This window comes from Brevundimonas sp. FG8, from assembly GCF_057808845.1.
In genome coordinates, this window is record NZ_JBMDIU010000010.1 from 25952 (window position 1) to 40269 (window position 14318).

Below are 14318 nucleotides of genomic sequence, written 5' to 3' on the forward strand. Positions count from 1 at the left end.
CTCGCTGTCGCTCTGCCACTGTCACGGTCCCGTTTCCGGAGAGTTCGCCGATGTTCCGCACCGTCCTTCTGGCCGCCGCCGCCCTGTCCGCCGTCGCGCTTCCCGCGATGGCCCAGACCAGTCCCGGCGAGGTCCAGGCGCGGCGCATCCTTGAACGGACGCCGTTGATCGACGGCCACAACGACCTGCCCTGGGCCCTGCGTCAGGGGCACGGCAGCGACCCCTATGCGGTTGATCTGACCCACGATCTTCACGCCTCGACAGACCTGCACACCGACATTCCGCGCCTGCGCGCCGGGGGCGTCGGCGGCCAGTTCTGGTCGGTCTATGTGCCCGCCAGCCTGACCCCGCCCGATGCGGCGGTCGCGACGTGGGAGCAGATCGACGTGGTTCGCCGCATGGTCGCCGCCCACCCCGAGGTCTTCGAACTGGCCACGACCGCCGATGACATCGTCCGCATCCATCGTCGTGGACGGATCGCCAGCCTGATGGGGATCGAGGGCGGCTATTCGATCGACGACTCGCTCGGCCTGCTGCGCGAGTTCCATGAGGCCGGGGTTCGCTACATGACCCTGACCCACTCGAAGACCACGACCTGGGCCGACAGCGCGACGGATGCGCCCAAGTGGGGCGGCCTGTCTCCCTTCGGCGAGCAGGTGGTCAAGGAGATGAATCGCCTCGGCATGATGGTCGATCTCAGCCACGTGTCAGAAGACACCATGCTGGACGCCATCCGCGTGTCCGAGGCCCCGGTGATCTTCTCCCACTCATCGGCGCGCGCTGTGACGGGGCATGCCCGCAACGTCCCTGACAATGTCCTGCGCCTGATGCCGCAGAACGGCGGGGTGGTGATGGTCACCTTCGTACCGGGCTTCATCAATGAGACGGTTCGCGCATGGAGCGCCGCCCGCGCCGCAGAGGACGCCCGGCTGAAGTCGCTCAATCCGGGCAACCCGGCGGCGGTCACCGCCGGAATGGCGACCTGGACTGCCGCCAACCCCATCCCGCGTGCGGGCGTTGCCGACGTCGTGGCTCATATCCAGCATGTGCGTGATGTTGCCGGGATTGATCACGTTGGTCTGGGCGGAGATTTCGACGGCGTCGACGCCCTGCCGGATGGAGTGGACGGCGTGGATGCCTATCCCCGCATCCTCGCCGCCCTGATGGCGAACGGCTGGACCGAGGCCGACATCCGCAAGCTGGCGGGGGAGAACGTCCTGCGTGTCATGCGCTCGGTCGAGGCGGTGGCGGCGAGCAAGCGGAGCGAGCGTCCCAGCCTCGCGGCCTTCGATGGCGGCGCGCCGGAATAGGTCAGGCGGTCCGCAGGGCTTCCAGACGATGATGGGCGGGGCGCATCCAGCGCTCCGCCAAGGCCTTCAGCGCGTCGGGCGCCGCGTTGCGCTTGGCCGCTGAGTCTGCAGTGAAGGGCTGGTTGCCTCTCTTCGCATCGCGTCCGGACTGGGCGGTCAGGCGCGCGATCTCCTCCGGCGTCGGGGTGATCCCGAAATGCCCGGCCACTGCCTCCCATGCGGCGCCGGGCAGGTCCGCATAGTTAACCGGCAGGCCGGGTGAGGCCGCCAGCGCCTCGATTCCAGCCTCATAGATCGCCCCCAGAACCCTTGCGGCATAGGCGTCCGGATCAGGCTCCGTCTCGATTCCGAACAGGCGGCCCGGCAGCAGGCCGGGCACGGTGTGCACCCCGCGCTGGTTCAGAGCACTGACGAGAACCTCGACCGGATCGCGATACAGGAACACCCAGGGCGTGGTCGGGTAGGCTTCGCGGATCAGGCCGTGATGAAGCGTGTTCCAGGCGTCCATCTTGAGGAACAGCCGATCCTGTCCCGGCGCCCGCGCCTGACCCAGCGCGCTGACCACGGCCCTCAGCAGCGTGATCTGACGTTCCCGGTCCAGCCGCTCTCCGGCGCGGATCAGGCTGTCCACCGGACCCGGCTCCGACAGGATCAGCGCGCCGTCCAGTTCACCCAGCAGGCGCGCCAGCAGGGTCGAGCCGCACCGCGAGACGTGGAAGATGAAGCCTGTCGGCGGGATGCCGGGTGATCGCTTCGCCCATGCCTCCAGCCCCGCCAGTGTCGTGCGTCGCCGGAACAAGGTGTTGGCCGGGTGGCGCATCAGTCGGGTGAAGGTGTCATCCAGAAAGGCCTCGGTGAAGCGCGGGCTGTCGCACCAGATCCACTCCACGACCGAGGCCTCGATATCGGCGTCGTCCCAGAAGATGCGGCCGGGCAACCAGCCGTCCAGCGTAGTCACTTCATCCATTGTTCGTTCCATCGGCGGCGTTCCTCCGCCAGGGCCGAACGGACCACATCGGCGGTGAAGGGCAGGTCGTGCTCCAGGCCCAGCCGGATCGCCTCCTCGACGAACAGGTCGCGGTCGGTGGTGTCGCGCAGGATAGCGTGCAGGCCCGGCTCCGCGGCGACCCGGGCGCGGAAGCGCTCCAGATTGCTCGCCGCCGTCTCTGCGTCGATCAGGGGCGGGGAGGGGCGGAAGGGATCGTCGTCCTCGAACGGGACCAGGCCGCACAGCCAATCGTTCACCGCCACGTCGATCACCAGATGCACGCGGTCGGTCGCGCCGCCGTTCAAGACCCGGTGGGGCTGGCTCAGGTCCAGATACCAGGTCTCGCCCGGCTTCATCTCGACCTGACGGTTCCTCAGGTGGAAGGCCACGTCCGGGTTGGTCAGGATCGGCACATGCAGCCGCGCCTCGCCCTGCTCGTAACCCAGATCATAGTCGCGATGCTCACGGATTGTCGCGCCCGCCCCCAATCGCAGCAGGCGGACCGACCTCAGGGGGCACTTCAGCGCCGCCAGCACCTCACGGACGGCCGGGCAAAGCTCCATCAGCGGCGTGTCGCTGAAAGTCCGGCCGGTGGCGACAAGGCCGCCGTTCCCATCGACGGGCTCGCGCAGGGCGACCCCGCTCCAGTCGCCGTCATAGAAGCCGGTGTTGAAATGCGGGAGCCAGCCCGCGCCCGAGAGGGCCGACAGGTCCGCGAGGAGGGGCGCGACGTCAAAGTCCAGAGGCAGGCGGAAACGGTCGATCATGACCGACGATTGTATTGGCTGTTCCGCCTCGCGCGTCCAGACGCGTCAGGGTCGGGGCCTCAGGGGAGGCCGCCGGTCTTCCGCAGAGCCTCGAACAGCGCGATCCCCGCCGAGACCGACAGGTTCAGCGACCGCGCCCCGGCCTTCAACGGAATCACCACCCGCTCATCAGCGGCGTCATGCACATAGTCCGGCGCGCCGGTCGGTTCGCTGCCGAAGAGCAACACATCGTCGGTCTTGAACGTGAAGTCGGACAGGGGCGTCGCCCCCTTCGTCGTGAACAGGACCAGCCGTCCCGGCGCGCGATCCTTCTGGAAAGCCTCCCAGTCCGCGTGCCGCGTCATATGGCTCAGCGGGCCATAGTCCAGCGCCGCGCGCTTCATTGCCCGGTCGTCGAAACGGAAGCCGGTGGGTTCGATTATGTGCAGTTCAACGCCGAAACAGGCGCTCAGCCTGATGCTGGCGCCCACGTTCTGCGGAATGGCTGGTTGAAAAAGGACGAGACGCATTCTAGAGCCCTCATACGCGCGGCCCGGGGGCTTGTCGCGGTTCATTTTGCGACCGTTTCGCAAGTAGCGTCAGCCACTTGCGTCGAACCGCCGCAAAGTCGGATCGGGGCGGGTTGATCGGGTTTCCGCTAAAGCATCCATGCCGTTCCACCACGCTCCGCTTCGGGCGTGGAATGCGGCGTATGAGGAGTGACACGTGGCCGAATCGGTCGTTGAAGGCGAAGGCGGCGACGCCACCCGCCGGGACTTCATCCACATCGCAGCCGGCGCTGCCGCCGTCGGCGCGGGCGCCATGGTCGTCTGGCCGCTGATCAACCAGATGAACCCGGCGGCTGACACCCTGGCTCTGGCGTCGATCGAATTCGACATGACCAAGGTCCAGGAAGGCCAGCAGGTCGTGATCAAGTGGCAGGGCAAGCCGGTCTTCGTCCGCTACCGTTCGGCGGCCGAGCTGCAGAAGCTTCAGGCCGAACCGAACGAGGGCAAGCCGGTTCAACCCGACAGCGCCCGCACCAAGGAAGGCCACGGCCAGTATCTGGTGGTCCTGGGCAACTGCACCCACCTGGGCTGCGTCCCGACCTTCGGCACCGGTGACTACGGCGGCTGGTTCTGCCCCTGTCACGGCTCGCACTACGACGCCTCGGGCCGTATCCGTAAGGGCCCGGCGCCGCTGAACCTCGTCGTGCCGGAATACGAGTTCGTGTCCGACACCCGCATCAAGATCGGCTGAGGACGTACGAGAGAACGATGAGCGATCACGAATCCACCTACGTCCCCAAGACCGCCGTCGAGAAATGGCTCGACACGCGTCTTCCGATCGTCCGCTTCGGTGCGGACTACATGTCGCTGCCGACCCCGAAGAACCTGAACTACTGGTGGACCTTCGGCGGCATTCTGGCCCTCTGCCTCGCGACCCAGATCGCGACCGGCATCGTGCTGGCCATGCACTATGTGCCCAACACGGAACTGGCCTTCGCCTCGGTCGAGCGCATCATGCGTGACGTCAACGGCGGCGACCTGATCCGCTACACCCACGCCAACGGCGCCTCGATGTTCTTCGTGGCGGTCTACCTGCACATGCTGCGGGGCCTGTATTACGGCTCCTACAAGGCGCCGCGGGAAATGATCTGGATCGTCGGCTGCGTGATTTTCTTCCTGATGATCGCCACCGCCTTCCTCGGCTACGTCCTGCCGTGGGGCCAGATGTCCTACTGGGGCGCTGAGGTCATCACCAACCTGATCGGGGCGATCCCCGGCATCGGCGAGCCGATCCTGATCTGGCTGCGCGGCGGCCCGGCGATCGATAACGCGACGCTGAACCGCTTCTTCTCGCTGCACTATCTGCTGCCGTTCGTGATCGCGGGCTGCGTGGTTCTGCACCTGTGGGCCCTGCACCACGCCGGTCAGAACAACCCGGTCGGCATCCTGATCCCGAAGGACCGTCAGAAGAAGGACATGGTCCCGTTCCACCCGTACTTCACGGTCAAGGACGGCTTCGCCATCATCCTGTTCCTGATGCTGTTCGCGACGTTCGTCTTCTTCATGCCGAACGCCCTGGGTCACGCCGACAACTACATCCCGGCCAACCCGCTGCAGACGCCGGCGCACATCGTGCCCGAGTGGTACATGCTGCCCTTCTACGCGATCCTGCGCGCTGTCCCCGACAAGTTCGGCGGCGTGCTGGCGATGTTCGGCGCCATCGGCGTGCTGTTCGTCCTGCCCTGGCTGGATCGCTCGAAGGTGCGCTCGATGCGCTACCGTCCGACGATGCGGGTCTTCTTCCTCATCTTCGTCGCGGTCGGTCTGATCCTCGGCTGGTGCGGCGCCCAGCTGCCGGACGCCCAGGTCATCCCGGGCATGCCGAGCTTCACCCTGGTTGACGGCAAGCTGAACAGCTACCTGTGGCTGACCCGCTTCGCGACTCTGTACTACTTCGCCTTCTTCCTGGTGATCCTGCCGCTGGTGGGTCTGAAGGAGAAGCCGCTGCCGATCCCTGCGACCATCTCGGAACCCGTTCTGTCGGGCGCCGAAGAGCAGAAGGGCTGATAGTGCACATGACCCTCAAGACTCCGATGCGCTCCATGAAGAAGACCCTGGTCCTGATCGCCGCGGCGGCCGGCCTGACCCTGTCCTCCGGTCCCGCCCTCGCGGCGGGCGGCGGCGGCCACGCCCTGCGCGACGGCGGCTTCTCGTTCGAAGGTCCGTTCGGCGCCTTCAATCAGGGCCAGCTGCAGCGCGGCTACAAGGTCTATCGCGAGGTCTGCGCCTCCTGCCACAGCATGGACCTGATGCACTTCCGCACGCTCGCGGAACCGGGCGGTCCCTTCTATGAGGCGGGTCAGGCCAGCGCGGCCGAGAACCGCTTCGTCAAGGCTCTGGCCAAGGAAGTGCAGATCGCGGACATCGACACCGAAACCGGTGAGCCGATCATGCGCGACGGCACCGCCGCCGACCGCTTCCCCAATCCGTATCCGAACGCGACGGCCGCGGCCGCCGCGAACGGCGGCGCGGCTCCGCCCGACCTGTCGGTGATGGCCAAGGCCCGTCACGGCGGCGCCAACTACATCTACTCGCTGCTGACCGGCTACAAGGCGCCGCCGGCCGGCCTGCAGATCCGTCCGGGCCAGAACTACAACGAGTACATGGCCGGCGACCTGACCCCGTTCGTCGCGGAAGGCGCTCACGTGCCGCCGGGTGGCTTCATCGCCATGCCCAACCCGCTGCGGAACGGTCAGGTGACCTATGACGACGGCACCGCGCCGACCGTCGAGAACTACGCCAAGGACGTGGCCGCCTACATCGCCTGGGCCTCGGATCCGAAGCAGGTCGCGCGCAAGCGCGCCGGCGTCGGCACCCTGATCTTCCTTCTGCTGTTCGCCGGTGTGACCTATCTGTCGTACCGCCGCATCTGGAAGGGCGTCGCCCACTAGGCGACCGCTTTACAGGCTGACATGACCGACCCGCCGGAGCCTCGCTCCGGCGGGTTTTTCATTGTCGCGGTCGTGACCAAACGTTGTGTTGCGAAATTGGGGGTTCCTGTCTCATAAAGCGGCTTCGAGGTTCACGGAGGTTTCCATGCCCCGCCTTTCCCTTGCCCCCGTCCTGATGGCCCTGAGTTTGCTGGCCGCCCCGCCCGCCGTCGCCCAGACCCAGCAGCCCGCCGGTAGCGATGCTCAACGGGAGCGGGTCGGAGCGCTCGACTTTCTGAACGGCGAGTGGCGCGGCACGGCGACGACCACCATGCCCGGTCACACCACGGTCCTGACCCAGACCGAGCGGGTCGGTCCGCTGCTGGGCGGTTCGGTCAAGCTGATCGAGGGGCGGGGATACGCCGCCGACGGCACGACCCAGTTCAACGCCTTCGCGATCCTGTCGTGGGACGAGCGGGCCGGGAAGTACAGCTTCCGGAGCTACGCCAATGGTTACACCGGGGAGTACCCGTTCGAACTGACCGGGGACGGCTTTCGCTGGGAGATGCCCGCCGGACCCAATGCGAAGATCCGGTACGTGGCGACCGTGCGCGACGGGACCTGGCACGAGGTCGGGGACTATGTCGCTGAAGGCCAGCCGCCCCGTCGCTTCATCGAACTGCGCCTGACCCGCGTCGGTGACACGGACTGGCCCGGCGCAGGCGCCGTGTCGCCGCAGTGAGCCCGGCCTGATCGACAGCCCGGATCGGGCGCCCTACGGTCCGCACCCTGTTCAAAAGGCTGAGGGTGTCCCGAGCATGCGTCTGTCCGTTTCCGTTGCCGCGATGGTCGCCGGCGCCCTGCTGACCGCGACGGGCGTCAGCGCCCAGACACCGACCTTCAGCACCGAGCGCCTTTCGGAAGACGCCCGCGTTCTGTCCGATGACAGCTTCGAGGGCCGCGGCATCGCCACGCCGGCGGAACAGAAGGTCATCGACTTCCTCAGCGCCCAGTACGCCGCCGCCGGGATGCAGCCGGGCGGGCCGAACGGGCAGTGGACGCAGGACGTCACCCTGAACCGCTTCACCGCCTCGAACATCCGCGCGGGCTTCAGCGTCGGCGGCGAGAGCATTCCGCTGACGCAGGGCCAGCAGATCGTCATCTCGACCCGTCTGCCGGGCGACCATGTTCACCTGATGAACAAGCCGCTGGTCTTCGTCGGCTACGGCATCGATGCGCCTGAGCGTCAGTGGAACGACTTCAAGGACGTCGATGTCCGTGGGAAGGTCATCGTTGTTCTGGTCAACGACGCCGACTTCGAGGCGCCCGAGCTGAACACCTTCGGCGGCCGGGCCATGACCTACTATGGTCGCTGGACCTACAAGTACGAAGAGGCGGCCCGGAAGGGCGCGGCGGGCGTGATCATCGTCCACGAAACCGCCCCGGCTTCCTATGGCTGGGCCACCGTGACCAACAGCTGGTCGGGCCCGCAGTTCGACATCGTCCGTCAGAACGCCGCCGCCGAGCGGGTACCGATGGAATCGTGGATCCAGCGCGACGTGGCCGTGGACCTGTTCCGCCGCGCCGGTCTGGACTTCGAGGCCCTGAAGGTCGCCGCGCGCAGCCGCGACTTCCGGCCTGTCGAACTGCCCGGCGCGACCTTCAGCGGCACGTATGACGTGGCCTCGACCCAGGTGACGACGCACAATGTCATCGCCCGGCTGCCGGGTACGACCCACCCCGACGAGACCGTCCTGTACACCGCCCACTGGGATCACATCGGCGTCGGCGCTCCGGACGCCGAGGGCGACACCATCTTCAACGGCGCCGTCGACAACGCCACCGGCACCGCCGGTCTGCTGGAACTGGCCCGCGCCTTCGGATCGGGGCCGCCCCCGGAACGCTCGATCGTCTTCATCAGCTTCACCGCCGAGGAAAGCGGCCTGCTGGGCTCGGAGTATTACGCCTCCAACCCGGTCTATCCGCTGGCCACGACCGTGGGCGGGTTCAACGTCGACTCGATGAACGTCTATGGCCGGGTGACCCGCTACGGTATCACGGGCTACGGCCAGTCGGACCTCGATGAGCGGATCGGCGCCGTGGTCGAGAGCCAGGGACGCAGCATCCTGCCGGACGCCAACCCGGCCTCGGGCGGCTACTTCCGGTCGGACCACTTCCCGCTGGCCAAGCGCGGCGTGCCGATGACCTACGGCGGCTCCAGCGGCGACTTCCGTGACGAGCCAATCGCCGAGCGCCAGGCCAGCCGCTCGGAGTATGGCCGCAGCCGCTACCATCAGGCGGCGGACGAGTGGTCGCCGAACTGGGACCTGCGCGGTCAGGTCGAGGACCTGCAGGTGCTCTACACGGTCGGCTCGGCGCTCGCGAACAGCCGCGAGTGGCCGCAGTGGAAAGATGGCTCCGAGTTCGGTCCGGCACGCGCCGCGACGGCGGATCAGCGGCGTTAATCCGCTTCCGGATTAGATGACAAAAAAGTAAGGGGCGGTCTTTCGGGGCCGCCCTAAGGTGCGCGCCATCGATTTTGGGGATGGGAGTCTCACCATGTTTCGCAAACTGAAGAGCGGTTCGGCGATCGCCGCCGTCCTGTCCGCGGGGCTGCTGCTGTCGGCCTGCGCGACGGCGGGCGCCGGCGGCACGGCGGCGGTCGAGCCCGCCTTCTCGGCGGACAGGATCAGCAGCGACATCCGCACGATCAGCGACGACTCCTTCCAGGGCCGCTATCCCGGCACCGAGGGCGAGCGACTGACGCTGGCCTGGTTGCAGGCCCAGTACGAGGCCATGGGGCTGGAGCCCGGCGGTCCGAACGGCCAATGGCTGCAACCGGTCGCGCTGAAGCGCTACACCCCCGTCACGGGCGGCACGTCCAGCTGGACCGGCCCGGACGGCCAGTCGCACGCCCTGACCGTCGGAACCGACATCACCCTGCGCGCCGTGACCAATGACGGCCGCGCCGCGATCCGCAACGCGGGCGTGGTCTTCGCCGGCTATGGCATTACGGCGCCCGAGCGGAACTGGGACGACTACGGCGACCTCGACGTGCGCGGCAAGGTCGTGGTGGTCATCCCGGGCGAGCCGGACGGCGAGCTGTTCAACGGTCAGTACACCACCAATTACCAGTCGGGCGCATACAAGGCGGACGAGGCCTTCCGCCGTGGGGCGGTGGGGGTCATCACCCTGATCGCCCAGCCGGCGTCCTCGCCCCAGTGGCAGGGCATGATGCGCGGCGCCAACCGCACCCGCACCCTGACGCCGGGCGCGGCGGATCTGGAGTTCTCCGGCGCCATCAACCACGACACCGCCTTCGCCATGGCCTCGGCCGCCGGTCTGGGCATGGACAGCTTCGCCAACACCGGCAGCGGGACGTTCAAGGCCGTGGCGCTGAACGGTGTCAGCCTGTCGGTCGATGTGTCCGAGACCATCGACACCCTGGTCACCCACAACCTGCTGGCCAAAATCCCGGGGACCGAGCGTCCGAACGAGACGATCATCTATTCGGCGCACTGGGATCACGTCGGCGGCGAGGCCCAGCATCCGGAAACCCCGGGTGACGACAAGATCTTCAACGGCGCCTGGGACAATGCGTCCGGCACCGTCGGCGTGGTCGAGATGGCCCGTCAGTTGAGCCGCGCGCCGCGTCCGAAGCGCTCGATCATCTTCGCCCACATGGCGGCCGAGGAGATGGGGCTTCTGGGCGCCTACGGCTATGTCGCCGACCCGGTCTATCCGCTCGAGACCACCGTGGCCGACATCAACATCGACATGCTGCCGCTGTCGGGTTCGACCCGTGACGTGCCGATCTTCGGCAAGGGCCAGAATGATCTGGAAGATCGCCTGCAGGCTCTGGCGGCGCCGCTGGGCCGCTACGTCTCCGACGACGGCATGCCGGAGCAGGGCTTCTACTACCGGTCGGATCACTTCCCGTTCGCCCGCGCGGGCGTGCCGGCGATCATGCCCTGGCACGGCTGGGACTGGGTCGAGGGCGGTCGCGAGACCGGTGAGGCCGCCTGGCGCGCCAAGTTCGGCGCCGACTACCACAAGCCGTCGGACGAATGGTCGGCCGACCTGAACTTCACCTCGGCGGTCGAGAACCTGACCCTGCTGTACCATCTGGGTCTGGACCTCGCGAACAGCGACGAATGGCCCGGCTGGAAGCCGTCGTCGGAGTTTGGTCAGGTCCGCGCCCGCTCGGACGCGGCGCGCCGCTGATGCTGTCCATCCGCCCTCTGACCGGCGACGGCTCGCCGCCGGCGGAGGGCGAGTATGCGCAGGCCTGTGAAGTCGGCGGGGCGACCCGCTGGCTCTACCTGTCCGGCCAGATCCCGGTCGCCCCGGACGGCTCGCTGGCGGCGGACTTCACCGGCCAGTGCGAACAGGTCTGGGACAATGTCGAGACCCAGCTGCGCGCGGCGGGAATGACGCTGGATAATCTGGTGAAGGTCACGACCTATCTGTCTGACCGGGCATACGCCCTGCCGAACCGCGAAGTGCGCCTGCGTCGGCTCGGCGGGCGGCAGATGGCGCTGACGGTCATTGTCACCGGCCTGTTCGAAGAGGGCTGGCTGGTCGAGATCGAGGCCGTGGCGGCGGCTTGACGTCGCCTTGAGAAGCTTCACCGAGAGGCCCACTGTCACTCCATGACCCGTTGGTCGCCCCAGCCCGCTCCTGACGAACCTGACGGCCTGATCCTGTTCGACGGGGTCTGTATCTTCTGTTCGCGCTGGGTGCGGTTTGTGATCAACCGTGACACCGAGAAGCGCTTCCGCTTCCTGCCGATCCAGTCGGAGGCCGGTCAGGCGCTGGCGGTGCGGTACGGGATCGACCCGGAGGCGCCGCAGACGAACGCCGTGGTCCTGAACGGGCGAATTCACTTCAAGTCTGACGCGGCGTTGACGGTGCTGGGCGCCTTGCCGGGGATGATGGCGTTCAGGGGACTGAAGGTCGTGCCGCGCCTGTTGCGGAACCCCGTCTATGATCTGATCGCCCGCAATCGCTATGCGATCTTCGGGCGGACCGATGCCTGTATGATCCCTTCGCCAGAAGACCGGAAACGCTTCCTGTAATGACCAAGGTTCTGGTGATCGGCGCGGGTGGGGTGTTCGGCTCGCGGCTGGCCGAGGGGCTGTTGCGGCACGGCTTCGGTCTGGTCGTGGCGGGGCGCAGCCGGGAACGGGCCGAGGCGCTGGCCGCGCGACTGCGGAAGGCGTTCTCGGGCGCTTCGGTCGAGGTCGCTGTTCTGGACACCGCGACCCTGAGCCCCGAGCAACTGACGGCGACCGGCGCGAGTATCGTCGCCGACATGGCCGGGCCGTTTCAGGGTGCGCAGCCGACGACGGCGCGGGCGGCCATCGCCGCAGGCCTGCACTATGTCGATCTGGCCGACGGGCGGGACTTCGTCGCCGCCTTCCCTGCGCTGGATGCGGCGGCGAGAGCGGCGGGCGTGGTCGCCTTGACCGGGTGTAGTTCGACCCCGGCCCTGTCCAACGCCGTGCTGGATCATCTGACCGAAGGCTGGCGGGAGGCCGTGTCCGTGGAGGCCGCCATCTCGCCCGGCGCGCGGGCGCCCAAGGGGCTTTCGGTCATGCAGGCCATCCTGTCGTGGATGGGCCGACCCGTGCGGGTGTTCGAGGATGGGGCATGGACGACCCGGCGCGGCTGGAGCGGGCTGTACCGGCGGGACTTCGGGGCGGCGGGGCGGCGCTCAGTGTCGCTGTGCGAGACGCCGGACCTTGATCTGTTCCCTCAGCGGTTCCGGCCCCGCGACCGAGCGCTGTTTCTGGCCGGCATGGAGCCCTGGCCCCTTCATCTCGAGGCGTGGCTGCTGGGCCGGCTGGTCAGCCTGTTCCGGTTAAACCCCGTGCCGCTGGCCAGACCTCTGCTGGCGTTGGCGAGCCTGCATTCCGTGAGCGGATCTGATCGCGGCGCCATGCGCGTGCAGGCGCTCGGCGTGGACGGGCAGGGGCGGGCCGTGCGCGCGGTGTGGCGGCTGGTCGCCGAGCCGGGGGAAGGGCCGGTGACGCCCAGCCTGCCCGCACTGGCCGTGATCCGCGCCATCATCGCCGGGCGGGTTACGCCGGGGGCGAGGGCCTGTGTCGGCGTCCTCTCTCTGGAAGCGATCACACAGGAGATGTCACCACACAGGCTGGCGACCGAAGTGGTCGTGGAGCGCGGCCTGTATCCCCGCGCCATCGGCCCGGCCTTTGACGATCTGCCCGAACCCGTCCGGGCGCTGCATGAGACGCCGGGGCGGTCGGTGTGGCGGGGCAGGGCGATGACGGAGGGCGCATCAGGGCCGCTGGCGGCGCTGGTCGCCCGGATCGTCGGCTTCCCGAAGGCGCAGGCGGACTGCGAGGCCGAGGTGGCCATCGATGCAGATGGGGAGCGGTCGATCTGGCGACGCCGGATCGGCGGACACCGCTTCGCCAGCGTCCTGTCGCACGCCCGGTTGGGCGGCGTGGTGCGCGAGCGGTTCGGGCCGGTCAGCATGGACCTGAGCCTGACGCCGGAAGGCGGGCGGCTGATCTATCAGGTTATCGGTTGGCGGCTGGGGCCGATCCCGCTGCCGAAGGCTCTCGGCCCCTCGGCCGTCGCGTTAGAGGAGGTCGATGAGCAGGGCCGCTTCGTCTTCGACGTGACGATCAACGCCCCCTTGCTGAGGCGGCTGGTTCGCTATCGCGGCTGGTTGCAGCGGGCATGAAAAAAGGGGGGGACGCCGTACCGCGTCCCCCCTTCCCCCCCCGTTTCGCGTGAACGGTTCGGCTACGACGCCGGGGCCACGGTGGCGCGGCCGATCAGTTCACGCGCCCGTGCGATGGCGGCGTCGGTGGTAAGGGTTCCGGCCTGGATTTCGTCGGCCCAGTCCATCAGCGGCTTGCCGGTGACGGCGCCGCGGTTGGCTTCTTCCTCGAGCCAGATGCCGCCGTTGCGGACAGCGACCTCGTCCCAGGCGGCCCGGACGCCGGCCCAGTAGTCCCTGGTCGCGGCCCAGTAGGCGTCGCCGGGCGTCGGGTCATAGTTGTCGACGCGGCGGTAGGTGTTGATGACGTCTTCCTGGACGATGGCGACGGGTTCGCTCCCTTCGCCCTCGGCCGGACCCATCTTCACATTGTCCTGGATATGGACCCAGCCTTCCGGTGTCAGGGCGTGGCGGTTTGTGCCCAGATAGCGGTCGTAGATCGGGTCGCGGACCGCGTCGCGGCGGGCCAGCGGACGCCAGGTCGGGTTGGAGGTCCACTCCGACCGGCCATGGTCATAGCTCCAGTGGCCGACGCCGCCGTAGCGGGGGCTGTCGTCCGTCTGCCAGACGGTCTGGGACCAGGCGCCCCGGCGCTGGTCGGCGGGCACCGGGGTCAGGACCCACTGGTTCGGACCGGCGTAGGTCAGGACGGTTTCGGGCTCATAGACCCAATCCTGCCGCCAGTGCTTGATGACCATGTGGTTGCCCGCGTCATCGCTCATGACGAGGATGTGCTGCAGGCTGATCCGGGCGCCGTCGTCATGGACGACGCGGACGATCTCGTTACCGGCGGACAGCTTCTCTTCCAGCGGCTCATAGCCGGCGCGGAAGCTGACGTTCTCCCGCATGTCGAACCGGACCCGCCATTGGCCGGCCTGGGCGAGGATCGACTGGCGATCCCGCTCGAACTGGCTGGTCGCCGGGGTGGTGACCGGGGCCGCCCCCGGGTTCGCTATTGGGGCGACTTCGGCAAGGGCCGGGGCGGACGCCGCGAGGGCGGCGGACAGGACAGTGGTGAGCAACAGGGCGCGGCGCATGTGACGGGTCCGTTGAATGAGAGTCATTCTCGTTATCCGGAAGAAGG

Annotated in this window: 14 protein-coding genes; 10 read left to right on the forward strand and 4 right to left on the reverse strand. The window is 68.0% G+C overall.

Translation table 11 applies throughout. From position 1 onward, the window contains the following. Positions 1 to 50: 50 nt before the first annotated feature. On the forward strand, positions 51 to 1310 hold the full coding sequence (locus ACODRV_RS14410; protein WP_488908777.1) for a dipeptidase: 1260 nt from the start codon (positions 51 to 53) through the stop codon (positions 1308 to 1310). Position 1311: 1 nt separating this feature from the next. Here the strand turns inward: ACODRV_RS14410 and ACODRV_RS14415 are convergent, their stop codons facing one another. The 3 genes from ACODRV_RS14415 to ACODRV_RS14425 are packed head-to-tail and all read right to left on the reverse strand — an operon-like array spanning position 1312 to position 3574. After that, positions 1312 to 2277 (reverse strand): aspartyl beta-hydroxylase, encoded by a 966-nt coding sequence (locus ACODRV_RS14415; RefSeq protein WP_488908778.1) that lies wholly within the window; start codon positions 2275 to 2277, stop codon positions 1312 to 1314. Next, the gene (locus tag ACODRV_RS14420; RefSeq protein ID WP_488908779.1) at positions 2265 to 3065 is read right to left on the reverse strand and encodes an aspartyl/asparaginyl beta-hydroxylase domain-containing protein; all 801 of its coding nucleotides are present in this window, start codon (positions 3063 to 3065) and stop codon (positions 2265 to 2267) included. The genes ACODRV_RS14415 and ACODRV_RS14420 overlap by 13 nt, the downstream gene beginning before the upstream one ends. Before the next feature lie 59 nt (positions 3066 to 3124). Beyond that, entirely contained in the window at positions 3125 to 3574 is a 450-nt protein-coding gene (locus ACODRV_RS14425; protein WP_141627473.1) for a tRNA (cytidine(34)-2'-O)-methyltransferase, read from the reverse strand. A gap of 196 nt (positions 3575 to 3770) precedes the next feature. On the opposite strand from ACODRV_RS14425, the gene petA reads away from it, so the two are divergent. From petA to ACODRV_RS14470, 9 genes are all read left to right on the forward strand, one after another. Then, complete coding sequence (gene petA, locus ACODRV_RS14430; RefSeq protein ID WP_141627472.1) at positions 3771 to 4304, forward strand: ubiquinol-cytochrome c reductase iron-sulfur subunit; 534 nt, start codon at positions 3771 to 3773, stop codon at positions 4302 to 4304. 17 nt (positions 4305 to 4321) lie between these two features. After that, positions 4322 to 5620, forward strand: coding sequence for a cytochrome b (locus ACODRV_RS14435; RefSeq protein ID WP_141627471.1), 1299 nt, complete (start codon positions 4322 to 4324; stop codon positions 5618 to 5620). 8 nt (positions 5621 to 5628) lie between these two features. Beyond that, on the forward strand, positions 5629 to 6504 hold the full coding sequence (locus ACODRV_RS14440; RefSeq protein WP_370450957.1) for a cytochrome c1: 876 nt from the start codon (positions 5629 to 5631) through the stop codon (positions 6502 to 6504). 145 nt (positions 6505 to 6649) lie between these two features. Continuing rightward, positions 6650 to 7225 carry a DUF1579 domain-containing protein gene (locus ACODRV_RS14445; RefSeq protein ID WP_141627470.1) on the forward strand — a complete coding sequence of 192 codons (576 nt, stop codon included), beginning with the start codon at positions 6650 to 6652 and terminating at the stop codon, positions 7223 to 7225. 76 nt (positions 7226 to 7301) lie between these two features. Beyond that, the gene (locus ACODRV_RS14450) at positions 7302 to 8948 is read left to right on the forward strand and encodes a M28 family metallopeptidase (RefSeq protein WP_141627469.1); all 1647 of its coding nucleotides are present in this window, start codon (positions 7302 to 7304) and stop codon (positions 8946 to 8948) included. A 94-nt stretch (positions 8949 to 9042) separates the two neighbouring features. Continuing rightward, positions 9043 to 10707: a M28 family peptidase gene (locus ACODRV_RS14455; protein ID WP_488908780.1), complete on the forward strand. Its 1665-nt coding sequence runs from the start codon at positions 9043 to 9045 to the stop codon at positions 10705 to 10707. Then, positions 10707 to 11093, forward strand: a complete 387-nt coding sequence (locus ACODRV_RS14460; RefSeq protein ID WP_141627467.1) for a RidA family protein — start codon at positions 10707 to 10709, stop codon at positions 11091 to 11093. Before ACODRV_RS14455 ends, ACODRV_RS14460 begins: the two co-directional genes overlap by 1 nt. Before the next feature lie 42 nt (positions 11094 to 11135). Then, positions 11136 to 11561 carry a thiol-disulfide oxidoreductase DCC family protein gene (locus ACODRV_RS14465; protein WP_141627466.1) on the forward strand — a complete coding sequence of 142 codons (426 nt, stop codon included), beginning with the start codon at positions 11136 to 11138 and terminating at the stop codon, positions 11559 to 11561. Then, positions 11561 to 13195, forward strand: coding sequence for a saccharopine dehydrogenase family protein (locus ACODRV_RS14470; protein ID WP_488908781.1), 1635 nt, complete (start codon positions 11561 to 11563; stop codon positions 13193 to 13195). Before ACODRV_RS14465 ends, ACODRV_RS14470 begins: the two co-directional genes overlap by 1 nt. A gap of 62 nt (positions 13196 to 13257) precedes the next feature. Here ACODRV_RS14470 and ACODRV_RS14475 read toward each other — a convergent pair whose 3' ends face one another. After that, positions 13258 to 14298, reverse strand: coding sequence for a DUF6607 family protein (locus ACODRV_RS14475; RefSeq protein ID WP_488908782.1), 1041 nt, complete (start codon positions 14296 to 14298; stop codon positions 13258 to 13260). Positions 14299 to 14318: the final 20 nt, after the last annotated feature.

Coding starts and splice junctions, on each gene's coding strand:
- ACODRV_RS14410 (WP_488908777.1), top strand. CDS start 51: ATGTTCCGCACCGTCCTTCTGGCCGCCGCCGCCCTGTCCGCCGTCGCG.
- ACODRV_RS14415 (WP_488908778.1), bottom strand. CDS start 2,277: ATGGATGAAGTGACTACGCTGGACGGCTGGTTGCCCGGCCGCATCTTC.
- ACODRV_RS14420 (WP_488908779.1), bottom strand. CDS start 3,065: ATGATCGACCGTTTCCGCCTGCCTCTGGACTTTGACGTCGCGCCCCTC.
- ACODRV_RS14425 (WP_141627473.1), bottom strand. CDS start 3,574: ATGCGTCTCGTCCTTTTTCAACCAGCCATTCCGCAGAACGTGGGCGCC.
- ACODRV_RS14435 (WP_141627471.1), top strand. CDS start 4,322: ATGAGCGATCACGAATCCACCTACGTCCCCAAGACCGCCGTCGAGAAA.
- ACODRV_RS14440 (WP_370450957.1), top strand. CDS start 5,629: ATGACCCTCAAGACTCCGATGCGCTCCATGAAGAAGACCCTGGTCCTG.
- ACODRV_RS14445 (WP_141627470.1), top strand. CDS start 6,650: ATGCCCCGCCTTTCCCTTGCCCCCGTCCTGATGGCCCTGAGTTTGCTG.
- ACODRV_RS14450 (WP_141627469.1), top strand. CDS start 7,302: ATGCGTCTGTCCGTTTCCGTTGCCGCGATGGTCGCCGGCGCCCTGCTG.
- ACODRV_RS14455 (WP_488908780.1), top strand. CDS start 9,043: ATGTTTCGCAAACTGAAGAGCGGTTCGGCGATCGCCGCCGTCCTGTCC.
- ACODRV_RS14460 (WP_141627467.1), top strand. CDS start 10,707: ATGCTGTCCATCCGCCCTCTGACCGGCGACGGCTCGCCGCCGGCGGAG.
- ACODRV_RS14465 (WP_141627466.1), top strand. CDS start 11,136: ATGACCCGTTGGTCGCCCCAGCCCGCTCCTGACGAACCTGACGGCCTG.
- ACODRV_RS14470 (WP_488908781.1), top strand. CDS start 11,561: ATGACCAAGGTTCTGGTGATCGGCGCGGGTGGGGTGTTCGGCTCGCGG.
- ACODRV_RS14475 (WP_488908782.1), bottom strand. CDS start 14,298: ATGACTCTCATTCAACGGACCCGTCACATGCGCCGCGCCCTGTTGCTC.